Source organism: Sulfitobacter sp. LC.270.F.C4 (assembly GCF_032922545.1).
Classification (GTDB): Bacteria; Pseudomonadota; Alphaproteobacteria; order Rhodobacterales; family Rhodobacteraceae; genus Sulfitobacter; species Sulfitobacter profundi.
Genome location: NZ_CP136692.1, coordinates 431,819 through 455,629, shown reverse-complemented (window position 1 = coordinate 455,629; position 23,811 = coordinate 431,819). Strand labels below are relative to the sequence as shown.

Sequence of the window (23,811 nt, the reverse complement as noted above, 5' to 3'; positions counted from 1 at the left end):
GGCATCGTGGCGGAGGGGCAACCGATGATCTTGGGAATTGTTAGATAGGCTCTGCCTTCGCGATTGACAATTATATTAAACGGAATATGGATTTTTTAAACGACACGTCACTGCCCCTCTCTCTTTCGCAATAAGGTATCTGTTCCATGTCCAGCACCGTCAAGAAATCGCACCGCAAATCCTCTGCCAAGGCCAAAGCCGCGCCGCAGATGACAGTGGTCGAAGCAAATCCCGCCACCAAACCCGACGGTCAGACGAATGCCGACCTCGTCGCGCGCCGCGACGCCGCCGTGCCGCGCGGTGTGGCCTCTGCTGCGCCGATCTATGCGAAATACGCCGAGAATGCCGAACTGTGGGATGTCGAAGGCAACCGCTACATCGATTTCGTCGGGGGCATCGGCGTGCTGAACACCGGCCATCGCCACCCCAAAGTGGTCGAAGCCGCCAAGGCGCAAGAAGATCACTATACCCACACCAGCTTTCAGGTCGTGCCCTACGGCCCCTACATCGAACTGGCTGAGAAACTGAACGCGCTGGCCCCGGGTGAGGCACCCAAAAAGACGCTGCTTGTCACCACCGGCGCCGAAGCCGTTGAGAACGCAGTGAAAATCGCCCGCGCTGCCACCGGTCGTCCGGGCATCATCGCCTTCACCGGCGGCTACCATGGCCGCACCCTGCTGACGCTGGGCATGACCGGCAAGGTCACGCCCTACAAAAAAGACGTGGGCCCTTTCCCGGCAGATGTCTTCCGTGCGCCTTTCCCTTCGGTGCGCGACGGGATCACCGTGCAGGACGCGCTGACCGGGTTGAAGAACCTCTTCCTCACCGATGCCCAGCCCGAGCGCGTTGCCGCGATCATCATCGAGCCAGTGCTCGGCGAAGGCGGCTATACCCCTGTGCCTTTCGACATGATGCAAGAACTGCGCGCAATCTGTGACCAGCACGGCATCCTGCTGATCGCCGACGAAGTGCAGGCCGGGTTTGGCCGCACCGGCACATGGTTCGCGATTGAGCATTCCGGCGTCGCGCCGGACCTGATTACCGTGGCGAAATCCATGGCCGGTGGGTACCCGCTGGCCGGTGTGATTGGCCGCGCCGATGTGATGGACGCGATGGCCCCCGGCGGTCTGGGCGGCACCTATGGCGGCAACCCGGTGGCTTGTGCTGCAGCGCTGGCGGCGATTGAGGCGATCGAAGACGAAGGTCTGCTGGCCCGCTCCACCGCGATGGGCGAAACGCTCAAAGCCCGCTTTGCCGAAATCGGCGCGCGGTCGGCGCCCTACCGCTTCTGGGATATCCGCGGCCTTGGTGCCATGGTCGCCGTCGAATTCGTAACCGACTTTGACAGCGCCAAACCCGATGCCGATTTCACCAAGCGCGTCATCGCCCACGCCCTCAAGCGCGGCCTGCTGCTGCTGAGTTGTGGCATGCATGGCAACGCCGTGCGCGTGATGGTTCCGCTGACCGCATCTGACGCCATCGTCGAAGAGGGCCTCGCGATCTTTGAAGAAGCCGTCGCCGCCGCTGTCGCCGAAGAGCAAAAATAAACCAACCGGCCATGCCGGACGGATCGGGCGCGCGGGGCAACCTGCGCGCCCATTTTTATGGCGCGCAACTGGTGGGGCAGATCTCTGGCAGCAGAGGCCTTGGCATCCGCTGGGGAAGCGCGCAAACTCCGCCTGAAATCAATGCCGGAGTGACGATGCCACTGTTAGACCCCTCGCCCATTTGCACCATTACGGGGATGTTTCACGTGAATAGCGCGGCAGCCCGCGGATGCGCCCAATGACCGCGCCGATGCGCCCCGGCCCGCGCAACCTGATCACCGATGTGGCAGGGCTGAAGGTCGGCAACGCGCAGGACGCGCGGCTGAAATCCGGCAGCACCGTGCTGATCGGCGACGCGCCCTTCACCGCCTCCGTCCACGTCATGGGCGGCGCCCCCGGCACGCGCGAGACCGATCTGCTGGCACCCGACAAGACCGTGGCGGCGGTCGATGCGCTGGTGCTTTCGGGCGGCTCTGCCTATGGGCTGGATGCCTGTTCGGGCGTGGTGGATGCCCTGCGCGCGCAGGGGCGCGGGTTTCGCGTCGGCGATGCGCTGATCCCGCTGGTGCCCGGCGCGATCCTGTTTGATTTACTCAACGGCGGAGACAAGGATTGGGCGCAGAACCCCTATGCCGATCTGGGCCGCAAGGCCATGGAAGCGGCCGGCGAAGAGTTTGAAATAGGCTCTGTCGGCGCGGGCACCGGCGCGCTCAGCGCGATGGTCAAAGGCGGGCTCGGCTCGGCCAGTTTGCAACTGCCCGATGGCAGCATGGTCGGTGCGCTGGTGGGGGCCAATCCGGTGGGCGCCGTCACCACCCCCGGCGACCGCCATTTCCACGCCGCCCCTTTTGAGATCGAAGGAGAGTTTGGCGGGCTGGGGCCCGACCCCTCCGCCGGGCTGGGCCTCTCCTTTGAAAGCCGCAAGATGGCGGCCATGTCGGCCCGCGCCAATACCACCATCGCCATCGTTGCCACCGATGCCACGTTGGCCAAAGCCGAATGCCAGCGCGTTTCCGTGGCCGCCCATGACGGCATCGCCCGCGCGGTGGTGCCCGCGCATATGCCCAATGACGGCGATCTGGTCTTCTCCCTCTCGACCGCGGCGCGACCTGCGGGGGATGTGGCGATGATCGGCCATGCCGCCGCGCTTTGCCTGTCGCGCGCCATTGCCCGCGCGATCTATGCCGCCTCCCCCGCCCAAGGGGATCTTCTGCCTTGTTGGAGCACGCTGAATGCCTGATCTACCCCTCTCCGATATCTCCCTTCATTACGAGGTCGACGGCAGCGGCCCGCCACTGCTGATGCTGGCAGGCATGCTCAGCGACAGTGCAAGCTGGGGCGCTTTGGCACCGCTGCTTTCGGATCATTTCACGCTGATCCGGCCTGACAACCGCAGCACCGGGCGCACAACGCCGTGGGACGCAGAAACCTCCGTCGGGCAGATGGCCCGTGATGCGCTGGCGTTGATGGATGAACTGGGGCACGCAAAGTTTCACGTTGTCGGCCATTCCATGGGCGGCCTGATGGCGATGGAGCTTGTTGGCCTAGCGCCCGAGCGCATCCAAGCGATGAGCATCCTCGCCTCTGCCCCGGTCCGTGCGCCGCGCACCATGGCGGTGTTCGACGCACTGCTCGCCGTGCGCCGCGCGCCGCAAGGGGAGCAGCTTTGGCTGCCCGCGCTCTACCCTTGGGTCTTTGCCCCCGGCTTCTTTTCCGATCCGACAAACACTAAGACCGCCCTTGCCGCCGCATTGACCTACCCCCATGCGCAAAGCGCGGATGCCATGGCCCATCAACTCGAAGCGCTGCGCGGCTTTCGCCCCACGGTGCGGCCCTCTGATCTGACCTGCCCGACCCAAGTGCTCCACGGGGCCGAAGACCTGCTGATCCCCCGCGCCGCCGCCAAGGACGCCTTTGCGCAGGTTCCCAACGTGGTGCAGACCACCCTGCCCGACGCGGGCCATTCGATCCATTGGGACGCAGCCCCCGCCGTCGCCCACCACCTGCGCCAATTCCACGACACCGCTGGAGACCCGAGATGACACAAGACCTATACGGATTGGAAACAACCACCAGCCGCCCGGAACCCCTGCAGGCGATCAACGATTTCATCCACGGCTTTCTGTCCTACCAGCCCAAAGCCGCAGGCATCATCGCCGCAGCCGATGCGGACCCGGAGGGGCCGCTGGTCAATGCCTATGCCGCCCTTTTGTGGATGTTCCTTGAGCACCCCATCGCTCCGGAAAAAGCCCGCCCCTATCTGGAACGCGCCACAGCCGCGACCGGGGCCAACGCCCGGGAGCAAGAGATCATCCGCGCTGTAAGCCACTGGATCCACGGCGATGTGCCCGCCCTCGTCGCTGCCTGTGACGCCATCACCGACAAATGGCCGCGCGATCTGGCGATGCTGAAACTGGCGCAATACCACCTGTTCAACTCAGGCGATGCCGCTGGCATGTTGCGCCTTGCGCTGAAATCCCTGCCCGAGGCCGAAGACATTGCCTATGCGCACGGCATGATCGCCTTTGGCTACGAGCAGTGCCACCTGCTCGACCCGGCCGAGGCCGCCGCCCGCCGCGCGATGGAGTTGCGCCACGATGAGCCTTGGGCGCATCACGCGCTGGCCCATGTGATGCTAACGCAAGGCCGCGTGGCGGAAGGCGCGCGTTTTATGGAAAGCGTGGCCGAGACATGGACTGATCTGAACTCCTTTATGCGGAGCCACAACTGGTGGCATCTGGCATTGTTCTACCTGTCGCAGGGCCGTCACGCCGATGTGCGTGCCGCCTATGACCAGCATATCTGGGGGCTTGAGAAAGACTATTCCCAAGACCAAGTCGGCGCGGTGTCCCTGCTGGCGCGGATGGAGTTCGCGGGCGTCGATGTGGGCGACCGTTGGGGCGATGTGGCAGACCATGTGGCAGCGCGGGGGGCGGATACGGTCAGCCCCTTCCTGACGCTGCAATACCTCTATGCCCTCTGCCGTACCGGACGGCCCGAGGCGGCAGAGATGCTTGCGGCAATCAAGGCCCGCGCGGCCGAAACCACGGCCCATGACCATGCCGCATGGGCCGAAGTCGCGCTGCCTGCGGCCCGCGGCATCGCCGCCCATGCCAAGGGGGATTGGGCCACAGCGATCCGCGAGCTTGGCATGGCCCTGCCCCGCATGGCCGAATGCGGCGGCAGCCATGCGCAGCGCGATCTTTTCGAGCAAATCCACCTTGATGCGCTGGTGCGCGATGGCCGCGCCTCTGCCGCGCAGCAGGTGCTTGAGATGCGCCGCACCTATGACCCCGAAGGCGTGCCGCTGAACCTGATGCTGGGCGCGGTCTATGAAAAGAGCGGTTTGCCAGATCTGGCCGCCCAAGCCCGCGCGCGGGCAGAACGCACGCTGGCCGGAGCCTAGACCGGGCCGCGTACTTTAGGCGCGCGGGCCGACGGTGACCTCGAACTCAGAGATGCCGTCGACCCCCCCGGTGATCACATCGCCGGGCTTCACAGCCGCGACACCGGCGGGCGTGCCGGTCATGATGATGTCACCCGGTGCCAGTGTCACGGCCTGCGACAGGGTCGCGGTATGTTCGCGCACCGACCAGATCATCTGTGACAGATCGGCCTCCTGTTTCATCTCGCCGTTCACGGCCAGCCATAGGCGGCCCTTCTCCACCGAGGCGACATCGGCGATGGGCAGGATCGGCGCGATGGGCGCGGAATTGTCAAAGGCTTTGGACCAGTCCCACGGGCGGCCCATCTTCTTGGCCTGTGCCTGAAGGTCGCGGCGGGTGAAATCGATGCCCACAGATGCGCCCCAGATGTGATCCATTACATCCGCTTCTGCGATGTTTGCGCCGCCCTTGCCGATGGCGATGACAAGCTCTGCCTCGAAGTGGAAATCCTCCGTCAGCGGCGGATAGGGCACGGTGCAGGGCGTATCCAGCGTGGCATCGGCGGGTTTGGTGAAAAAGAACGGCGGGTCGCGCATGTCATTGCCCATCTCAAGCACATGCGCCTCATAGTTACGGCCCACGCAAAAGACGCGGCGCACCGGGAAACGGTCGCTGGTGCCTTGAACGGCAAGGCTGCTCTGCTTTGGGGGGTCAATCACATACATCACTGGGTTCCTCTTGGCATGATGGGGCCAAGGAACACCCGCGCTTTGTAACAGTCAATGACCCCCGTGCGCTTATAAACCCTTGAGCGATAACTCTTTCACAGGTCCGTGCCCTTGCGGATCGCCTCTTGCACCTCGCGGATGTCTTCGGCGCTCAGCCCATAGTCCGCCGCAGCCACCTCGGCGCTTATATAGCCGCGCAAAAGGTCGCGTTTCACCAAGTCCTTGGGGCGCTCGATGGCGGGGCCGTAGCCCGCGCCCCCCGGAAAGGCCATCATCACCTTTGCCCCATGCGGCACGAACTGTTTGCCCTTGCCGCGCATCGGCGTGCCATCGTCGCGGGCGATGGTGGTCGGGGCACCGGGGGCACCGCCCTGCCGCCCACGGGCGGGATGATCGACGCGGTCAAACATGGCCTGCATGTCGAACTCATGCCCCGCGCGGGCGCTGACTTCCATGTACTGCCCCAGCCCCCCGCGCTGGCGACCCGCGCCGCCGCTGTCGGGGCGCAGTTCTTTGCGCCAGATCACCACAGGACCGGCATGTTCCGTGGCCTCCACCGGCATGGTCATCACGCCCGAGGGGAAGGCTGTGGCGTTCAGCCCATCATGCTGCGGCCGCGCGCCCGAACCACCGGAGTTGAAGGTCAGCACCTCGGCCCGGCGCGCGCCTGCGGGGGCTTGCGCATCCGTGCGCGGGCGCAGACTGACTTGGAAGTTGCACAGGCAGCCCGCGCCCTCGGCAGGGACAAGATTGGGCAGAATCTGATCCAGCGCCGCGTAGACTGTATCGGGCACGAAGTGACCCACGATGTGCCGCAGGGCCACGGGTGCCGGGTGCACGGCGTTTACGATGGTATCTTCGGGCGCGGTGATCCGAAACGGCTCTAGCGAGGCGGCGTTGTTGGGAATCTCCGGCGCGATGGCGCATTTCAGCGCGTAGCAGGCATAGGCCTTGGTATAGACCAGCGGGCAGTTGATGCCCTTCTTGTCGATCCCGCTGGTGCCCGCGAAATCCGACAGGATGTGATCTTCTTCGATGCTCACCGTGACCTTCAGCGTGATCGGCGTGTCGGAGCCGTCGATCGTCATCTCGCCGGTCGCCTGCTGGCGTGGCAGCGCCGCGATCCGCTCCAGCGTGGCGCGGCGGGAATTGTCGAGGATGAAACCCGCGATGCCGGTGAGATCGTCGAGGGCAAACTCCTCCATCATGTCGATCAACCGGCGGTGGCCGATCTCGTTGCAGGTGGTCAGCGCGTAGATGTCGCCGACCAATTGATCCGGCTCGCGCACGTTGCCACGGATGATCCGCACCAGTGTCGCGTCGACCTTGCCCGCATCGGCGAATTTCATGATCGGCAGGTAGAGCCCTTCTTCGTAGACGCTCGCCGCATCCGCACCAAAGCCACGCCCGCCGATATCGACGATATGCGCGGTGCAGGCAAAGAAGCCGACCAGCTTGCCACGGTGAAAAGACGGCGTGACCATGGTGATGTCATGCAGATGGCCCGTCCCCTCCCAAGGGTCGTTGGTGATATAAACGTCGCCCTCAAGGATGTTCTGCCGCCCGATGCGGCGGATAAAATGCGCCACCGCGTCGGCCATGGCGTTGACGTGGCCGGGCGTGCCGGTGACCGCCTGCGCCAGCATCTGACCGTCGGTATCATAGACCCCGGCCGAGAGATCGCCCGCCTCGCGCACCGAGGTTGAAAAGGCGGTGCGCACCAGCGCCTGCGCCTGTTCCTCGACGACCGAGATCAGCCGGTTCCACATGACCTGATAGGCAACGTTGGAGTGTGTCTGTGCCATGGGCTTACCCTTTCACGGTGATGTCGATGCAGCCGTCCGGCTGGCAGATGGCGCGGCGTGACGCGGGCAGGATGATCGTCGTCTCATCCTCGGTGATCGCGGCGGGGCCTTGGGCGGTCTGGCCGGGGGCCATCTGGGCGCGCAGGACCACGTCGGCATCGCAGTATTCGGCGAGCGCCGGGTCGAACATACGCCGTATTAGAGCCACATCTGCCGCCGTACCCGGGGACTGCTCTGCGGTGCGGGCGACCGCCTCGGGCGGGGTGGTGGCATTGACCGACCAGACCGTGATCTCGATATCCAACCCCTCGACGGTACGACCGAAAAGATTGGCGTAATCCGCCTCAAAAAGCGCCTCGAACCGGACGGCATCGGGGTTTAGGGCGTCTGCCTCGTCCAGCACGATGGGGATCTCCCAGCCCTGCCCGCTGTAGCGCATGTAGACTTTGTATTCCGACAGAATCTCCGCCCCGGCGTCGCAGTTGCGGACAAAGCCGGTGGCCTCGTCGCGTAGCTCGGCCAGCAGCGTCTTGATGCGATCCGCATCGAAATCCGACAGCTTCATATAGACCGAGCGGTTGGCCTCGAAGCTAAACGGCGCGCGCAGGAACCCGATGGCCGAGCCGACCCCGGCGCCGGGCGGCACCAGCAGGCGTTCGACGCCCAGTTTCTCACAGAGCCGTCCGGCGTGCAGCGGGGCCGCGCCGCCGAAAGCGATCATCGTGTAGTCGCTGAGATCCTCGCCGTTTTCCACCGCATGCACCCGCGCGGCATTGGCCATGTTCTCGTCCACCACCTCGGCCAGACCAAAGGCGGCGGTGGCGGCATCCATGTCGAGCTCCTTGCCAATGACGTCCTGCAACGCCCCTTCAGAGCCTGTGGTATCAAGCTTGATCGAGCCGCCCGCGAAATTGTCGGGGTCGAGCTTGCCCAGCACCAGATCGGCATCGGTCACCGCAGGCTTCGCGCCACCCCGGCCATAACAGGCGGGGCCGGGCTCGGAGCCCGCGCTTTCCGGCCCCACACGGATTTGCCGCATGGCGTCCACATGGGCAAGGCTGCCGCCCCCTGCGCCAATCTCGACCATGTCGATCACCGGGATCGAAATCGGCATGCCCGACCCTTTCTTGAAGCGATAAGTCCGCGCCACTTCGAACACTCTGCTGGTCTTGGGTGTCTGGTTCTTGATCAGGCAAATCTTGGCCGTCGTGCCGCCCATGTCAAAGCTCAGCACCTTGTCGAGCCCGTAGCGGGCGGCGATGTTGGCGGCAAAGACCGCGCCCCCCGCCGGGCCGGATTCCACCAGCCGCACGGGGAATTCGGCGGCGCTTTCGATCGAGATGATGCCGCCGCCCGAATGCATCAGGAAGATGTTGCAAGAGACACCTTCCTCCTGAAGCCGCCCTTCAAGCCGCCCGAGGTAGCTCTTCATCAGAGGCTTGATATAGGCATTGGCGACCACGGTGTTGAACCGCTCATACTCGCGCATCTGCGGCGACACTTCGGAAGAGATAGAGACCATGACCCCTGGCAGCCGCTCTTCTAGCACCTCGCGGATCATCCGCTCATGCGTGTCGTTCAGGTAGGAATGGATCAGCCCCACGGCGACGCTGTCATAGCCGGCGTCCGCGATACGGTCGGCCAAGGCTTCGACCTCGGTACGGTCGAGCGGCAGCAGAACCGCGCCGGTGGCATCGACGCGCTCTTCCACCGTGTAGCGCATCTGGCGTGGCAGCAGCGGCTCGGGGAGATTGAGGTTCAGGTCATATTGCTCGAACCGGCTTTCGGTGCGCATCTCGATCACGTCGCGGAAACCTTGGGTCGTGATCAGCGCCGTCTTGGCCCCGCGCCGCTCGATCAGCGCGTTGGTGGCCAGCGTTGTGCCGTGGATGATCTGGGTCAGGTCGGCAGGGGTGACCCCGGCCTTGGTGCAGACCTGATGCATCCCGTCGATGATCGCGTTCTCGGGCGCGGCATAGGTGGTCAGCACCTTGGTCGAGAAACTTTCGCCGCCCTTTTCCAGAACCACGTCGGTAAAGGTGCCGCCGATGTCTACGCCCAGTCGGATGGTTGATGCCGCCATGTCATTCTCCTGTTTGGGCGCAGGATAGATGCGGGTGCAGCATCGGCACAAATTATTATATTCTATGGGTGTGAAAGATTTTTTCGATCCTCGGCCTCGAATGCCTGGGCGCAGTCACGGGCCAGCTCGGCGGCGCGGGTGACATAGGCGGGCGTGCGATCCGCGTGATAGCGCGCGGCGACCTGCAGTGGGCGCGGATGCCATGCGGCGGGCAGGGTTTGCAACGCCCCATCGGCCAGAGCGCCTGCCACCATGACACGCGGCATTACCGCCACGCCCATGCCGTCGAGCACCATGTTCATCGCCGCCGACAGGCTGCTCGAAGGCACCAAACGGGCCTTGGGCGCGGTGGTGCCATCGAAATGGCGGATCAGATCAGAATGCGCCTGCGTGTGCCGCGCATGGCCCAGCACCGGATGGCGCAGCATCGCGGCAAAGTCGGGGGCGGGGCCGATCTGCGCGGCGAGTTCAGGGGCGGCGACCCAGATGTAGTCATAGGTCGCCAAGTCCACCTGCCCGCTTGCGGGGGTCGAGAAGGGCGCGGTTTGCAACGTCAGGTCAAGCGCATGGGCGGCAAGCTCCTGATCCAGATCGCGGGACAGATCGACGGTAAGTTCGACGGTGAGATTGGGATAGACCTCGGCCAATGCGCGCAGGAAGGGGCGCAGCCATGTGCTGGCGACCACTTCGGTCACCCCAAGGCGCAGACTGTCGTCGATCAGGTCAGGCCGCGCGGCGGTCTCGACCAGCGCCTCGGCTTCGCGCAGCACGCGGCGGGCTTGGGCCAGCAGGGCGGTGCCCTTTTCGGTCAGCCGGATCGACCCGGCGTCGCGTTGCATCAGGGTAACGCCCAGCGTCGCCTCCAGCCCGGAGATCCGGGCCGAGATATTGGGCTGTGTCGTGTTCAGATGTGCAGCGGCGCGACGAAAGCTGCCAAGGTCCGCGACCCAGATCAGCGCTTCAAGCTGTTTCAGCGTGAAGAGATTGCCGATCATTCGCGCCAGTCAAAGAAACCCGGTCCGGCCTCGGCCAGAAGCTTGCGGGCCATCGCCTCGCCCGCCGCGGCGCCGTCGGAAATGGCGCAGGTCACGTCGTCGCCGATGGCGTCTGACCCGTCCGGGCGCAGCACCTGACCGCGCAGGCGCATCTCGGTGCCGTTGAGTTCGGCCAGCCCGGCGATGGGCGTCTCGCAAGAGCCGTCAAGCGTTGCCAGAAACGCGCGTTCGGCGGCGAGTTGTTCGCCCGTGGCGCGGTCATGGATCGCGGCCAACATGTCGGCGGCGCGGCTGTCATCAACACGGCGTTCAACCCCAATCGCCCCCTGGGCGATGGCGGGCAGCATGTCATCGGGATGCACGGCGGCCTGCGGCACATCGTCCATTTTCAGCCGGTTCAGCCCGGCCATGGCAAGAAAAGTCGCCTCGGCCACGCCGTCATCCAGCTTTTTCAAACGGGTCTGCAGATTGCCGCGAAACTCGACCACTTCCAGATCAGGCCGACGCAGTTTGACCTGCGCACGACGGCGCAGGCTGGAGGTGCCAACGACCGCGCCCTGCGGCAGGTCGGCGATGGATTTCAAATGCGGCGAGATAAACGCATCGCGGCAATCCTCGCGCGGGAGATAGGTGTCGATCAACAGCCCACCGGGTTGCAGCGTCGGCATATCCTTCATCGAATGCACCGCGATGTCGATGGAGCCGTCGAGCAGCGCGGCCTCAATCTCGCGGGTGAACAGCCCCTTGCCGCCGATCTCTTTCAACGGGCGGTCGATGATCTTGTCGCCGGTGGTCTTGATCACCACGATCGTAAACGCTTCAAACGGCAGGTCAAAGGCGGCGGCAAGCCGGTCGCGCACCTCATTCGCTTGCGCGAGCGCCAGAAGCGATCCGCGTGTGCCGATGTTGAGGGGCCGGGCCGGGGTGGGGAGCTGATACGTCATGACGCATCCCTACCCCCGTCGACATGAACTGACAACTGCTGTACCTGCGCTACCTACGGGTTTGCCACAATTAGGAACGCCATAATGACTGCGAATAAGACCATCCTGCGCGCCCTTGCGGGCGAAACCCTGCCGACCCCACCGATCTGGATGATGCGGCAAGCTGGGCGCTACCTGCCGGAGTACCGCGCGACGCGGGCCAAGGCGGGGGATTTCCTGTCGCTGTGCTACAATCCTGAACTTGCCGCCGAGGTGACGTTGCAGCCGATCCGCCGCTACGGTTTCGATGCCTCGATCCTTTTTGCCGACATCCTGCTGGTGCCGCAGGCGCTTGGCGCGGACCTGTGGTTTGTTACCGGCGAAGGGCCGCGTCTGTCGACGATCACCACCAAGGCCGAGATGGAAGCGCTGAAACCGGCGGATGCCATTCACGACCACCTCGCTCCGATTTACGAGACCGTGCGCATCCTGTCACGCGAACTGCCCGAGGAAACCACGCTGATCGGTTTCGCAGGCGCACCTTGGACCGTGGCGACCTATATGATCGCGGGCAAAGGCACGCCGGATCAGGGGCCAGCCCATGCCTTGAAAGATGAGAACCCCGAGGTGTTCGATGCGCTGATGGAGCGGATTACGCTGGCGACGATAGAATACCTCGATATGCAGATCCAAGCCGGGGCCGAGGTGGTAAAGCTTTTCGACAGCTGGGCCGGGTCGCTTCAAGGCACCGATTTTGACCGTTATTCGACCGAGCCGCTGCGCCAGATCATCAGCGCGCTCAAGGCCCGCCATCCGGGCGTACCGATCATCGCCTTCCCGCGCGGTGCCGGGGCGCGGTTTGCCAATCTGCATGCCGCGACTGGGGCGGACTGCATTGCCGTGGATGATGCGGTGAGCGCAGAATGGGTCGCCGAGAACGTGCAGCCGCATGGCTGTGTGCAGGGCAATCTGAAATCCTCGCATATGGTGACGGGCGGGGATGCACTGGTGCAAGAGACGCGGGCGATTGTCGATGCGTTGTCGAAGGGGCCGCATATCTTTAATCTTGGCCACGGGATTACGCCGGATGCTGACCCGGAGAATGTACAATTGATGATTGATACCGTGCGCGGGACGCGCGGCTGAACACTCGCGCTAAGAGATGAGGGCCATCGCCTGCCCGCGGGTGGGCGATGTCACGTTGGTTCATGCCACTTTATGCCTCAGCCTTGGTGCGAACTCACGAGGTTACGCCCAGCCTCACCAAATCGCCTACCCGGTCGTACCGAAGGTGCGCCAAATATGGCGGCACGCCTCCGGCGTGACGGGCGAGCAGGCGATGGCCCGGCGCCTGCGGCTTGATTCCGGGCTGAACGCTACCTCAAACCCACTTCGCCATAGGCGGCAGGCTCATCAGCACCGCATCGGGGTCATGCCCCGTCTCCAACCCGAACTTCGTCCCCCGGTCATAGACGAGGTTATACTCCGCATAGAGCCCACGGTGGCGCAGTTGCACGTCCTTATCGTCCATGTCCCACTCGATCTCGCGCCGTTTGTCGACCAGTGGCACATAGGCGGGCAGAAATGCCCGGCCCACATCCTGCGTCAGGGCGAAATCCGCCGCCCAATCACCGCTGTTGCGGTCGTCATAGAAAATCCCGCCCACACCCCGCGCGCGTTTGCGGTGCGGGATGTAGAAATACTCATCCGCCCAAGTCTTCAACTCGTCATAGAGCGTGGCACCATGGGGGTCACAGGCCGCCTTCATCTCGGCATGAAAATGCGCGGTGTCCTCGTCATATTCGATGCAAGGGTTCAAATCCGCCCCGCCGCCGAACCACCATGCATGAGGGGTCCAGAACATGCGGGTGTTCATGTGCACGGCAGGCACATGCGGGTTTTGCATATGCGCAACCAGACTTATCCCCGAGGCCCAGAAGCGCGGATCATCGGCCATGCCCGGCAGCCCTTTGCGCGCGGCCATCGCTGCCTGCGCCCGTTCGCCCAAGGTGCCGTAGACGGTGGAGATATTCACGCCCACCTTCTCAAACACGCGCCCGCCGCGCATGACGGACATCTCACCGCCCCCGGCGTCTGACCCATCAGGCGCGGTGCGGGTGGTGTTGCTGACCACGAACCGTCCGGCTTCTTCCTCGCCCACGTGGCGCGCTTCGATGTCGTGGAACGCCTGAACGATGTCATCGCGCAGCTTGCGAAACCAATCCGCCGCGCGTGTCTTTTGGTCTTGCATGTCTTCGGTCATCTCTGGCCCGCCTTTGCTGTTATTTAATCGCCCCGCCGCCGAGGATCAGACCTTCGTGTTCGGCCATGTAGATCCGCAACCAAGGCGTATATTCTTCGGGGTTCTGCGCGAGATTGGTGTGCAGATCGCTCAGGCTGATCCAGCGCGTTGCCATTACCTCTTCGGGGTTTTCCGTGATCGACAGTGCCCGGTCTGCATGGGCGAGAAAGACCTCAACAACCTCATGCTCAATCAGCCCACCACCAACATCGGCGCGGTATTCGACTTGGCCGCGATGCTGAAGGTCCAACCCGGTGATCCCCAACTCCTCATCCAAACGCCGGGTGGCGCAGACTTGGGGCGGCTCATCCCATTGCGGATGCGTGCAGCAGGTGTTCGCCCAAAGGCCCGGCGTGTGATATTTGCCAAGCGCGCGTTGCTGCAGCAGCATCTTGCCCTCGGCGATGACAAAGACCGAGATTGCCATATGCCGCAAACCGCGTTCATGCGCGGCGAGTTTTTCAACCGGTTGCAGGGTGCCGTCGACCCAAGCGGGGACCATGATCTCCATCAGAGGCGGCTCGCCGTTGTGTTCATCTCACCCTCGAAGCAGAAGAAATTCACCGGCAGTTATCGGAGGAATTCCTCTTGGTCTCAACCGCTAACCGGCCCGCAGCCCGCCCGTGCTACCTTTTGGCGCAGCCGATATGCTTTACCCCCTCGCCCCAAACGCTAGTTTCAAATCAGCCAGACAAAGGAACTCACAATGAACATGCGTATCGCGTCGATCTTCGCCATTTGCCTCGGGGCCACACCCCTTTGGGCGGAAAGCCATGCCTCCGGTGATGCCGAAGCCGGGGAAAAGGTCTTTCGTAAATGCAAAAGCTGCCACATGATCCAAGATGATGAGGGCAATGACATCCAAAAAGGCGGCCGCACCGGGCCGAACCTTTATGGAATCTACAACCGCGTGGCGGGGTCGGTCGAAGACTACCGCTATGGCGATTCCATCGTTGAAGCCGGCGAAGCCGGGCTGGCGTGGAACGAAGAAGACTTCACCGGATATGTTGCCGATCCCAAGAAGTTTCTGGCCAGCTATCTCGACACGAACCGCGCCAAATCCAAGATGTCTTACCGTCTGAAAGATGAAGAAGACGCCAAGGATGTTTGGGCGTATCTGGTCTCGGTCGGGCCGGAGGTTACTGAAGCGGATATGGAAGAAGCCAAAACGACCGAATAATCCGACGTTTCACTGATTTATATCAACGGGGGGCCGATGATCCGGCCCCCCGTTTTGCGTTTTAAAGGCAGTCGCGCAGCAGCTGCGTGACATTCTCTTTGGTCAGTTCAATCGGGTTGCCGCCACAGCTTGGGTCTTGCAGGGCCGAGGCCACCAGCGCGTCGATATCCGGGTCCGTCACACCAAGGGCGGTCAGCGAGCTTGGGATGTTCAACTCTTCGTTCAGCTTGCCGACGAAATCGTAAAACCCGTCAAAGCCGCCGACGATATCAAGATAGGCTGCCGCTTTGGCCAGACGGCCCTCAATCGCGGGGCGGTTCATGCGCAGGACGGGCTGCATGACAACCGCGTTGGTGGTGCCGTGGTGCGTGTGATGCACCGCGCCGATCGGGTGGCTGATGGCATGGATCGCGCCCAGACCCTTTTGGAACGCCGTGGCGCCCATGGCCGCGGCAGACATCATATGCCCGCGCGCCTCAAGATCAGTACCATCGGCATAGGCACGGGGCAGATATTCCTTGACCAGACGCATGCCTTCCAGCGCCATGCCTTGGCTCATCGGGTGGTAATGCGGGGAGCAGAAGGCTTCGAGGCAATGGGCAAAGGCGTCCACCCCGGTGCCTGCGGTGATCATCGGCGGCATGCCGACGGTCAGCTCCGGGTCGCAGATCACGACGGCGGGCAGCATTTTGGGGTGGAAGATGATCTTTTTCTCATGGCTTTGGGAATTGGTGATCACGCTGGCGCGGCCCACTTCAGACCCGGTGCCAGCCGTCGTCGGCACGGCCACGATCGGCGCGATGCCATCGGGGTCGGCGCGGGTCCACCAGTCGCCGATATCTTCGAAATCCCACAGGGGGCGTGTTTGGCCCGCCATAAAGGCAATGACCTTGCCCAGATCAAGCCCCGAGCCGCCGCCAAAGGCGATCACGCCGTCATGGCCGCCGTCGCGGTAGACCTTGATGCCCGCCTCGGCGTTCATCTCGGTCGGGTTCGGGTCAACGTCCGAGAACATCGCGCGGCCAAGGCCAGCCGCCTCCATCAGGTCGAGCGTGGACTGGGTGATCGGCAGATAGGCCAGCCCTTTGTCGGTGACCAACAGCGGGTTTTTGATACCTGCGGCGGCGCAGGCTTCGGCGATCTCTTTAATTCGGCCTGCGCCGAAGCGGATGGCGGTGGGGTAAGACCAATTGGCAGTCAGGGACATGTCTCAGGCTTTCTTGAGGTGGTAGGATTTAGGGCGTGTCAGCGCGTGATAGCCCAGTTCAGACAGGCCCGCGCCGCGCCCGGTCTGCTTGCAGCCGGTCCAGCACAGCGCCGGGTCGAGGTAATCGGCGCGGTTCATGAAGACGGTGCCGGTTTCCAGCCGCTGGCCAATGGCTTCGGCGGCATCAGCGTCAGCGGTAAAGATCGCAGCGGTCAGACCAAATTGGCTGTCGTTCATCAGCGCGATGGCTTCTTCGTCGTCCTTGACTGGCATGATGCCGACCACGGGGCCAAAGCTTTCGTCGCGCATGACGCGCATCTCATGGGTGACATCCGTCAGCACCTGTGGGGTGAGGTATGCACCGCCGTCATCGGCGGGCATTCTGTCGATATGCGCCTTGGCACCTGCGGCGACCGCCTCATTGATCTGGGCGCGGACCTCTTCGGCGAAACGGACATTGGCCATCGGGCCAAGCGTCGTGGCTTCTTCCAATGGGTTACCGAGGTTTAGGTTGTTCACCCATGCCACGGCCTTTTCGACGAAAGCGTCATAGAGGCTTTCGTGCACATAAATCCGCTCGATCCCGCAGCAGCATTGGCCCGCGTTGAACATCGCGCCGTCCATCACACCATCGACTGCCGCGTCGAGATTGGCATCGGCCCGGACATAGGCGGGGTCTTTGCCGCCCAACTCTGTCGCGACGCCAGTGAAGGTGCCCGCCGCCGCGCGCTCCATCGCCTGCCCGCCACCGACGGAGCCGGTGAAGTTCACGAAATCGAACGCATTGTCCGCGATCAGCGCCGATGTGGTGTCATGGCTCAGCACAACGTTCTGAAACACATCCTCGGGCACGCCCGCCGCGCGGTAGGCATCGGCGAGGTGTTCGCCGACCAGAATGGTCTGCGAGGCATGTTTCAAGATCACCGAATTGCCCGCGATCAGCGCGGGCGCGATGGTGTTGTTCGCGGTCATGTAGGGGTAGTTCCACGGTGCCACGACGAAAACCACGCCATGCGGCTCACGCATGATCTTGCGGCTGAAGGCGGCGCTGTCTTCGATTATCGTGGGGGCCAGCGCATCGGCTGCGATCTTGGCCATGTGGCTGGTGCGTTCCTGCAAACCGCCGAATTCGCCGCCATAGCGTACCGGGCGGCCCATTTGGTGGGCCAGTTCCTCGGTCATGCGGTTGGTGGAATTCTCGATCTCTTTCAACGCGCCCATCACCAAATCAACGCGCTCCTGCAAAGGCCGCGCCGCCCATGCCTTTTGCGCTTTGCGGGCGCGGGCTACAGCCTCAAGCGCCGCATCGTTGCTTAGGGTTTCGCGCTCCGCATAGACCGAACCGTCAATCGGAGAGATACATTTTACCGTCGTCATTCTCAGGCCCTTTCAAAGCCACGGGCGATTTCCCAATCGGTCACCACCCGGTCATATTCTTCCTGCTCCCATTCCGCCGCGCGGGTGTAATGGGTTACTACATCGTCGCCCAAGACCTCGCGCAGGAACGTCGAGCCGCGCAGGGTCTCGGTTGCTGCCCGCAGGGTCTGGGGGATATCGACAGCTTTGCTTTCACCGTAGGCATCGCCGCGTGTGGGCGGGGCCAGTTCCATCTTGTCTTCGATCCCTTTGATCCCGGCGGCCAGCATGACCGCCTGCGCCAGATAAGGGTTTAGATCCGATCCGCCAATACGGCATTCGACACGCACGCCCTTGGTCCCCGCCCCGCACAGGCGGAAACCCGCGGTGCGGTTATCGACCGACCAAACGGTCTTGGTCGGGGCAAAGGTGCCTTTGGCGAAACGCTTGTAGCTGTTGATATATGGCGCAAGGAAATAGGTGTATTCCGGCGCATAGGCGATCAAACCGGCCATATAATGCCGCATCAGGTCAGACATGCCCAACTCGTCGTCACCATCGACAAACATCGGCTTGCCGTCTTTCCACAGCGACTGATGCACATGGCTAGAGGAGCCCACCCGGTCTTTATGCCACTTGGGCAAAAAGCTTGCCGCCTGCCCCTGCTGCCACGCGATTTCCTTGACCGCGTGTTTCGCGATTGTGTGGTAGTCGGCACAATCAAGGGCCGGGGAATAGCGGATGTTAAGCTCTTCCTGCCCCGCCTCGGCCTCGCCTTTGGAATTCTCAATCGGCAGGCCAGCGGCAAAGAGGTGGTTGCGCACGGGGCGCATCACGTTCTCTTCTTTGGTGGTCTGGAAGATGTTGTAATCCTCGTTGTAGCCGCTGAACGGCACGAGGTCGCGATAGCCATCTTTGCGCAACGCGTCAAAGCTCTGCTCGAAAAGGAAGAACTCCAATTCGGTGGCCATCATCGCGTCAAAGCCCAGTTCCTTCAGCCGCGCGATCTGTTTTTTCAACATGGCGCGGGGGGAATGGGGCACCGGGGAATGCGTGTCGTGATCCAGCACATCGCAAAGCACCATCACTGTGCCTTCGAGCCACGGCACCGGGCGGATCGTATCAAGGTCGGGCTGCATGACATAATCGCCATAGCCCGTCTCCCACGAGGTAGAAGCAAAGCCTTCGGGCGTGCTCATCTCTAGGTCGGTGGCCAGCAGGTAGTTGCAGCAATGGGTCTCTTTGTAAGAGGTCTCAACAAAGTTCACGGCATGGAAGCGTTTGCCCATCAACCGGCCCTGCATATCCACAAGGCAGGCAAGGACCGTGTCGACGGATCCCTCTTTGACCAGTTTTTTCAGCGCGTCGAATGTCAGTGTGCCGGGCATGTTCTGTCCACTTCAGGGGGTAAGGCGGGGGCGCAGGCAGCGCGCCCCCGGTTGTCGGTTCAGCCGTTGGTGTAGGGCGGACCGGCTTTGTTGATGACTTCGTTATAGTCGCGGAAGATCTGCACGATCTTGGCGTGCACTTCGCCTTCTTCGGCGATCTCTGTCCAGAACTCCTTGGCCGCATCTTCGACCTCGGCCCATTCGTCGGCAGGCACGGTGCTGAGCTTGAGCTTGTCACCCTGTGCGCGCAGACGCGCCTCGCCGCCCCAGTACCATTGGTTGCGGTAGGTGTGGCCCGCTTCGATCCCCGCCATGACCAACTGCTTGAGGTGATCCGGCAGATCGGCCCATTGCTGCTGGTTGACGAAGAAGGAGCCAATCCAAGCACCCGAGATGTTGTTGGTGAGGAAGTAGTCGGTCACATCGGCCCAGCCGACGGTGTAGTCTTCGGTGATGCCCGACCACGCCATGCCGTCCAACTCGCCGGTCTGCACGGCAACTTCGGCGTCCTCATAAGGAATGTTCACCGGCACCACGCCGAACTTCGACAGGAAGCGGCCCGCGGTGGGGAAGGTGTAGAGCTTCAGACCATCCAGATCGGCGACCGATTTGATCTCTTTGGTGGTGTTGAAGTTACAGGGGTCCTGACCCGCAGCCGACAGCCATTCGACCCCAACCTTGGCGTATTCTTCTTTCCAAATGTCGGCCAACCCATATTGGTTGAACAGCACCGGCACGTCGAGGATGTGCTTGGTGGCAAAGGGGAAATAGCCGCCGAACTGCTGCAAGGGCGTGGGCGAAGCCATGGAGTCGTCATCGGAATGCACCATGTCGATGGTGCCGCGCTGCATGGCTTGAAACAGCTCGCCCGTGGGCACGATCTGGTCGGCGTAGAACAGTTCGATCTCCATCTCGCCATTGGCAGCGGCGTTGATGTAATCGACGGCGGGTTTGGTCACCTGCTCGCCCAAGGCAGCACCGGCATAGGTCTGCATGCGCCATTTGATCGGCGCTTGGGCATGAACGATGGAGGGCGCGGCGAGGGCCGCAGGGGCGGCGACGGCGGCCCCGGATAGAAACTTTCTGCGAGTGGTCATACGTCTCTCCTTTGTTGAAATGTCAGGCCGTCTTTGCGCGGCTCTCATTGTTATTTGTCGTAGATGTAATCGGGCAGCCATGTCGCGATCTGCGGGAAGACCATGACGAGTATCAGCGCCAAGACCATCACCAGCACGAAGGGCGTGATCGAAGCATAGATGTCGCGCAGGGTAATCTCCGGCGGCGCCATGGCGCGCATCAGGAACAGGTTATAGCCAAACGGCGGCGTCATATAGGCGATCTGCGTGGTGATCGTATAAAGGATACCATACCAGATCAGATCAAAGCCCAGCGCACCGACCAGCGGCACATAGAGCGGCGCCACGATGACCAGCATCGCGGTGTCATCAAGGAAGGTGCCCATGATGATAAAGCTGAGCTGCATCATGATCAGGATCATCCACGGGCTCAGGTTCATCTTCTCGGTAAAGAGGCTCTCAATCGCCTTGACCGCGCCCAGCCCGTCAAAGACCGCGCCAAAGGCCAAGGCGGCGAGGATGATCCACATGAACATGCAGGTGATGCCGAGGGTGTTGCGGACGGAGTTCTCAAAAACTTCGCGCGTCATCCGGCCCTTCAGCACAGCGGCAAGGAACGCCGCCCCTGCCCCGATGGCAGAGCTTTCCACAAGGCTGGTCCAACCGTTAACAAAGGGCACCATCATCACCGCAAAGATCACCAGCGGCAGGATACCCGCACGCAGGAGCCGCAGTTTTTCGGCGCGGGGAATGTCGCGATCTTCGGCTGAGAGGATGGGACCAAGCTCAGGGTTCATGCGGCACCGGATCACGATATAGGCAATGAACATCGCCGCCATCATCAGCCCCGGGATCACCCCCGCGAGCCACAGTTGCCCCACCGGCTGCCGCGCGATCATCGCGTAAAGCACCAGCACGACCGAGGGCGGCACGAGGATCCCAAGGCTCGATCCCGCTTGGATCACCCCCGTCACCATCCTCTTGTCATAGCCACGTTTCAGCAATTCCGGCAGCGCAATGGTCGAGCCAATCGCCATCCCCGCCACGCTCAGCCCGTTCATGGCCGAGATCAGCACCATCAGACCAATCGTACCAATCGCCAGCCCGCCGCGCACGCCGCCCATCCAGACATGGAACATCTTGTAAAGGTCATCGGCGATGCGGCTCTCGCTCAGCACATAGCCCATGAAGATGAACATGGGCAGCGTCAGCAGCGGATACCATTTCATCAGTTTCATCGCGGCGGCAAAGCCGATGTCATATCCGCCCTTGTCACCCCAAAGCAGCAGCGCCGAGACCACGGCGATAAAGCCGATGGCGCCAAACACCCGCTGGCCGGTCAGCAGCATCAGCATCATCGATGAGAACATCAATGTCGCAATCATTTCATAGGACATCAGATGGCCTCACCCTTGAGCCGCAGCACGTCTTTCAACAGCTCGGACAGACATTGCAGCAGCATCAGAAAGATACCGACGATCATCACGACCTTGATGGGCCAGAGGTAGGGCCGCCAAGCGGAACTGGATTTCTCCATATGGCCGATCTCTTCGGTCCCCGTGACCAACCCACCGAAAAAGCTAAACGGCTCGGTCCCCCAATAGCCCAGCGAATAGGCGGTGGAACTGACCGCCCCATAGAGCAGCACGCAGAGATAGAAGATCAGGAAGAAAACAGTGAACAGGTCAAACCACGCTTTGCGGCGGAGCGACCAATCGCCATAGAGCAGGTCCATCCGCACGTTCGAGCCCAGTTGGATCGAATAGGGCCCGCCCAAGATATAATAGCCCACCATCACAAACTGCGCCATTTCCAGCGTCCAAAGCGAGGGAACGAAAAACGCTTTGCTGACCGTCGACCACAAAAGCACCCCCATCAGGACAAAGATGCCATACATCATGATCCGCCCGATCCGTCGGTTCATCGCGTCGATGCCCCGGATATAGCCACGCATGAATTTCATGGTTTGGCGTCCTTCATCGCGTCATTCATTTCGGGCCGCATGAGCGCGGCACGCAACCAATTGCTGATCATCGCGGCCATCTGCTGTTGCTCGGCCTCGGTTGTGATCAGGTCATTACGGATCTCAAGCATGACATGCGGATGGCCATGCGCCAAACCGTGTTCCTTGAGCGTATGGGTTACCCCGTCTTGGGGGCCATAGGGCGCGTTGCGCTCGACCGTTAGGTCCGTGAACTCTGGCGCCACCGCCAGCATCGCATCCGCCAGCCGTGTGTCACTGTCATGCAGGATGCCAATTTCCACGCGGCGCGGTTTGCCGTGGTAGATGGGCGTGAAACTGTGCACCGTCACGATCGCGGGCGCATCGACCCGCTTGATCGTCGCGGCAAGGGTCGCGCGGAAGGGCTCGTAATAGCGCGTCACCCGCTCGGCCCGGCCCGCGTCATCAAGCGTGGCATTGCCGGGGATCGCGAAAATCTCGCTCTGGGCAGGCATCGCGCCGGGGGCTTCGGGCGGGCGGTTGCAGTCGTAAACAAGCCGCGAAACGCGCCCGGCAACCAGCACGGCGTCTAAATCCTGCGCCATCGTCTGCGCCACGGCTAGAGCGCCGGGATCCCACGCCACATGGCTTTCGCGGGCCGCAGCATCCAGACCAAGACCGTCAAAGCAGGCCGGTATCTCACGCGCCGCATGTTCGCAGACCAACACCAGCGGCGCCTTGGCTCCGGCGTTGATCACCTCGACGGCTTCATTCGAAAGATCTGTCTGCTCTGACACCTTGTCCCCCTCAGTTGATCAAACCTCATTCGGGCGGGGGGCTTCTGTCAACAGAATAATGTCAAATTTATTACAACGCCGTTCAGTTTGTGTTATTACTCGTCAAAAGAGGGGCATCCATGGCTGAACCGACGCTGACCATTTCCGACCGTATCCAGCAAGAACTGGACCGGCTGACCCGTGCGGAACGCCAACTTGCCCATTCGATTCTTGAGAATTACCCCGCCTCTGGCCTCGGCCCGCTGACGGCGCTGGCCAAGGATGCCAATGTCTCTACCCCCACCGTGGCGCGAATGGTGCAAAAGCTGGGGTTCAAGGGCTACCCTGAGTTTCAGAACGAGTTGCGCGAAGAGCTAAAGGCCAAGGCCAAGAACCCCATCGCCAAACACGACACATGGACCGAAGGCGCGCCCTCGGGCCATGTGCTGAACCGTTTCACCGACGCGGTGATCGACAATATCCGTCACACCCTCGGCCAGATTGAACCGGCGACTTTTGACCGTGCCTGCGCCATGATCGCCGATACCGCGCACCCGCTTTATATTGTGGGCGGGCGCATCACGCATACGATGGCGGAATATCTGTTTCTGCACGCGCAGATCATCCGCCCGAAAGTGACCCATATCCAGTCCACCTCCAACGCATGGCCGCATTACCTCCTGGACGTGGGCGAAGGCGATGTTTTCGTCATCTTTGACGTGCGCCGCTATGAGAACAACACCCTGAAACTGGCCGAAATGGCCCATGCGCGGGGGGCCAAGATCATCCTCTTTACCGACCAGTGGCGCTCTCCGGTGCATAGCCTTGCCGACATCTGTTTCTCCAGCCGGATCGTCGCGCCCTCGGCTTGGGACAGTGCGGCGGCGACGCTTTTGCTGGTGGAAAGCGTGATCTCGGCCATGCAGGACATCAACTGGGCCGACACCAAAGACCGGGCCGAGCGGCTGGAGGAGATGTTCGATCAGACCCGATTGTTCCGCAAATTCACCTGATCCACAAAGGCTGAGCGCCCTGTCATAAAGGGTATTGGCTTGCCCAAACCCCGCCAGTCGTCTATGGCCAGCACGCCGGGTGTGGTGTCCAGCGCGGTGCCGTG

General features: G+C 62.4%; 21 protein-coding genes. 7 read left to right on the top strand and 14 right to left on the bottom strand.

Going from position 1 to position 23,811, the window contains the following annotated elements; translation table 11 throughout:
* The first annotated feature begins 146 nt into the window (after positions 1–146).
* From gabT to R1T45_RS05985, 4 genes are all read left to right on the top strand, one after another.
* Entirely contained in the window at positions 147–1,547 is a 1,401-nt protein-coding gene (gene gabT / locus R1T45_RS06000; RefSeq protein ID WP_260010902.1) for a 4-aminobutyrate--2-oxoglutarate transaminase, read from the top strand.
* 250 nt (positions 1,548–1,797) lie between these two features.
* Complete coding sequence (locus tag R1T45_RS05995; RefSeq protein ID WP_317391039.1) at positions 1,798–2,787, top strand: P1 family peptidase; 990 nt, start codon at positions 1,798–1,800, stop codon at positions 2,785–2,787.
* Complete coding sequence (locus R1T45_RS05990) at positions 2,780–3,589, top strand: alpha/beta hydrolase (protein WP_317390398.1); 810 nt, start codon at positions 2,780–2,782, stop codon at positions 3,587–3,589. Before R1T45_RS05995 ends, R1T45_RS05990 begins: the two co-directional genes overlap by 8 nt.
* A complete protein-coding gene (locus R1T45_RS05985; protein ID WP_317390397.1) occupies positions 3,586–4,953 on the top strand; it encodes a tetratricopeptide repeat protein in 1,368 nt (455 codons plus the stop codon). Before R1T45_RS05990 ends, R1T45_RS05985 begins: the two co-directional genes overlap by 4 nt.
* Before the next feature lie 15 nt (positions 4,954–4,968).
* Here R1T45_RS05985 and R1T45_RS05980 read toward each other — a convergent pair whose 3' ends face one another.
* The 5 genes from R1T45_RS05980 to hemC form a co-directional block, all read right to left on the bottom strand.
* Positions 4,969–5,658, bottom strand: a complete 690-nt coding sequence (locus tag R1T45_RS05980) for a fumarylacetoacetate hydrolase family protein (protein WP_317390396.1) — start codon at positions 5,656–5,658, stop codon at positions 4,969–4,971.
* Between the two features lie 98 nt (positions 5,659–5,756).
* A complete protein-coding gene (locus R1T45_RS05975; RefSeq protein WP_317390395.1) occupies positions 5,757–7,466 on the bottom strand; it encodes a hydantoinase B/oxoprolinase family protein in 1,710 nt (569 codons plus the stop codon).
* A 4-nt stretch (positions 7,467–7,470) separates the two neighbouring features.
* A complete protein-coding gene (locus R1T45_RS05970; RefSeq protein WP_317390394.1) occupies positions 7,471–9,549 on the bottom strand; it encodes a hydantoinase/oxoprolinase family protein in 2,079 nt (692 codons plus the stop codon).
* Positions 9,550–9,611: 62 nt separating this feature from the next.
* Positions 9,612–10,544: a LysR family transcriptional regulator gene (locus tag R1T45_RS05965; RefSeq protein WP_317390393.1), complete on the bottom strand. Its 933-nt coding sequence runs from the start codon at positions 10,542–10,544 to the stop codon at positions 9,612–9,614.
* On the bottom strand, positions 10,541–11,488 hold the full coding sequence (gene hemC / locus R1T45_RS05960; protein WP_120349841.1) for a hydroxymethylbilane synthase: 948 nt from the start codon (positions 11,486–11,488) through the stop codon (positions 10,541–10,543). Before hemC ends, R1T45_RS05965 begins: the two co-directional genes overlap by 4 nt.
* Positions 11,489–11,572: 84 nt before the next feature.
* On the opposite strand from hemC, the gene hemE reads away from it, so the two are divergent.
* Positions 11,573–12,613: a uroporphyrinogen decarboxylase gene (gene hemE, locus R1T45_RS05955; protein ID WP_317390392.1), complete on the top strand. Its 1,041-nt coding sequence runs from the start codon at positions 11,573–11,575 to the stop codon at positions 12,611–12,613.
* A 235-nt stretch (positions 12,614–12,848) separates the two neighbouring features.
* On the opposite strand, the gene hemF is transcribed toward hemE, so the two are convergent.
* On the bottom strand, positions 12,849–13,730 hold the full coding sequence (gene hemF, locus R1T45_RS05950) for an oxygen-dependent coproporphyrinogen oxidase (RefSeq protein ID WP_317390391.1): 882 nt from the start codon (positions 13,728–13,730) through the stop codon (positions 12,849–12,851).
* A gap of 19 nt (positions 13,731–13,749) precedes the next feature.
* Complete coding sequence (idi, locus tag R1T45_RS05945; RefSeq protein ID WP_317390390.1) at positions 13,750–14,280, bottom strand: isopentenyl-diphosphate Delta-isomerase; 531 nt, start codon at positions 14,278–14,280, stop codon at positions 13,750–13,752.
* A gap of 195 nt (positions 14,281–14,475) precedes the next feature.
* Between idi and R1T45_RS05940 the strand changes: the two genes are divergently transcribed.
* Positions 14,476–14,949 (top strand): c-type cytochrome, encoded by a 474-nt coding sequence (locus R1T45_RS05940; protein WP_120349837.1) that lies wholly within the window; start codon positions 14,476–14,478, stop codon positions 14,947–14,949.
* Between the two features lie 61 nt (positions 14,950–15,010).
* On the opposite strand, the gene R1T45_RS05935 is transcribed toward R1T45_RS05940, so the two are convergent.
* The 7 genes from R1T45_RS05935 to R1T45_RS05905 are packed head-to-tail and all read right to left on the bottom strand — an operon-like array spanning position 15,011 to position 22,715.
* Positions 15,011–16,156, bottom strand: coding sequence for an iron-containing alcohol dehydrogenase (locus R1T45_RS05935; protein ID WP_317390389.1), 1,146 nt, complete (start codon positions 16,154–16,156; stop codon positions 15,011–15,013).
* A gap of 3 nt (positions 16,157–16,159) precedes the next feature.
* Positions 16,160–17,533 carry an aldehyde dehydrogenase family protein gene (locus R1T45_RS05930; protein ID WP_317390388.1) on the bottom strand — a complete coding sequence of 458 codons (1,374 nt, stop codon included), beginning with the start codon at positions 17,531–17,533 and terminating at the stop codon, positions 16,160–16,162.
* Between the two features lie 2 nt (positions 17,534–17,535).
* Complete coding sequence (locus R1T45_RS05925; protein WP_317390387.1) at positions 17,536–18,900, bottom strand: glutamine synthetase family protein; 1,365 nt, start codon at positions 18,898–18,900, stop codon at positions 17,536–17,538.
* A gap of 59 nt (positions 18,901–18,959) precedes the next feature.
* Entirely contained in the window at positions 18,960–19,997 is a 1,038-nt protein-coding gene (locus R1T45_RS05920; RefSeq protein WP_317390386.1) for a TRAP transporter substrate-binding protein, read from the bottom strand.
* Positions 19,998–20,047: 50 nt separating this feature from the next.
* Positions 20,048–21,373, bottom strand: coding sequence for a TRAP transporter large permease subunit (locus tag R1T45_RS05915; RefSeq protein ID WP_093927639.1), 1,326 nt, complete (start codon positions 21,371–21,373; stop codon positions 20,048–20,050).
* Positions 21,373–21,939, bottom strand: coding sequence for a TRAP transporter small permease subunit (locus R1T45_RS05910; RefSeq protein WP_132443990.1), 567 nt, complete (start codon positions 21,937–21,939; stop codon positions 21,373–21,375). Before R1T45_RS05910 ends, R1T45_RS05915 begins: the two co-directional genes overlap by 1 nt.
* Positions 21,936–22,715 carry an N-formylglutamate amidohydrolase gene (locus tag R1T45_RS05905; RefSeq protein ID WP_132443989.1) on the bottom strand — a complete coding sequence of 260 codons (780 nt, stop codon included), beginning with the start codon at positions 22,713–22,715 and terminating at the stop codon, positions 21,936–21,938. Before R1T45_RS05905 ends, R1T45_RS05910 begins: the two co-directional genes overlap by 4 nt.
* 119 nt (positions 22,716–22,834) lie before the next feature.
* On the opposite strand from R1T45_RS05905, the gene R1T45_RS05900 reads away from it, so the two are divergent.
* Complete coding sequence (locus R1T45_RS05900) at positions 22,835–23,707, top strand: MurR/RpiR family transcriptional regulator (protein ID WP_067626872.1); 873 nt, start codon at positions 22,835–22,837, stop codon at positions 23,705–23,707.
* Positions 23,708–23,811 lie beyond the last annotated feature (104 nt).

Excerpts from the sequence above, each read along its gene's own strand:
- gabT (WP_260010902.1), top strand. The coding sequence starts at position 147 with ATGTCCAGCACCGTCAAGAAATCGCACCGCAAATCCTCTGCCAAGGCC.
- R1T45_RS05995 (WP_317391039.1), top strand. The coding sequence starts at position 1,798 with ATGCGCCCCGGCCCGCGCAACCTGATCACCGATGTGGCAGGGCTGAAG.
- R1T45_RS05990 (WP_317390398.1), top strand. The coding sequence starts at position 2,780 with ATGCCTGATCTACCCCTCTCCGATATCTCCCTTCATTACGAGGTCGAC.
- R1T45_RS05985 (WP_317390397.1), top strand. The coding sequence starts at position 3,586 with ATGACACAAGACCTATACGGATTGGAAACAACCACCAGCCGCCCGGAA.
- R1T45_RS05980 (WP_317390396.1), bottom strand. The coding sequence starts at position 5,658 with ATGTATGTGATTGACCCCCCAAAGCAGAGCAGCCTTGCCGTTCAAGGC.
- R1T45_RS05975 (WP_317390395.1), bottom strand. The coding sequence starts at position 7,466 with ATGGCACAGACACACTCCAACGTTGCCTATCAGGTCATGTGGAACCGG.
- R1T45_RS05970 (WP_317390394.1), bottom strand. The coding sequence starts at position 9,549 with ATGGCGGCATCAACCATCCGACTGGGCGTAGACATCGGCGGCACCTTT.
- R1T45_RS05965 (WP_317390393.1), bottom strand. The coding sequence starts at position 10,544 with ATGATCGGCAATCTCTTCACGCTGAAACAGCTTGAAGCGCTGATCTGG.
- hemC (WP_120349841.1), bottom strand. The coding sequence starts at position 11,488 with ATGACGTATCAGCTCCCCACCCCGGCCCGGCCCCTCAACATCGGCACA.
- hemE (WP_317390392.1), top strand. The coding sequence starts at position 11,573 with ATGACTGCGAATAAGACCATCCTGCGCGCCCTTGCGGGCGAAACCCTG.
- hemF (WP_317390391.1), bottom strand. The coding sequence starts at position 13,730 with ATGACCGAAGACATGCAAGACCAAAAGACACGCGCGGCGGATTGGTTT.
- idi (WP_317390390.1), bottom strand. The coding sequence starts at position 14,280 with ATGGAGATCATGGTCCCCGCTTGGGTCGACGGCACCCTGCAACCGGTT.
- R1T45_RS05940 (WP_120349837.1), top strand. The coding sequence starts at position 14,476 with ATGAACATGCGTATCGCGTCGATCTTCGCCATTTGCCTCGGGGCCACA.
- R1T45_RS05935 (WP_317390389.1), bottom strand. The coding sequence starts at position 16,156 with ATGTCCCTGACTGCCAATTGGTCTTACCCCACCGCCATCCGCTTCGGC.
- R1T45_RS05930 (WP_317390388.1), bottom strand. The coding sequence starts at position 17,533 with ATGACGACGGTAAAATGTATCTCTCCGATTGACGGTTCGGTCTATGCG.
- R1T45_RS05925 (WP_317390387.1), bottom strand. The coding sequence starts at position 18,900 with ATGCCCGGCACACTGACATTCGACGCGCTGAAAAAACTGGTCAAAGAG.
- R1T45_RS05920 (WP_317390386.1), bottom strand. The coding sequence starts at position 19,997 with ATGACCACTCGCAGAAAGTTTCTATCCGGGGCCGCCGTCGCCGCCCCT.
- R1T45_RS05915 (WP_093927639.1), bottom strand. The coding sequence starts at position 21,373 with ATGTCCTATGAAATGATTGCGACATTGATGTTCTCATCGATGATGCTG.
- R1T45_RS05910 (WP_132443990.1), bottom strand. The coding sequence starts at position 21,939 with ATGAAATTCATGCGTGGCTATATCCGGGGCATCGACGCGATGAACCGA.
- R1T45_RS05900 (WP_067626872.1), top strand. The coding sequence starts at position 22,835 with ATGGCTGAACCGACGCTGACCATTTCCGACCGTATCCAGCAAGAACTG.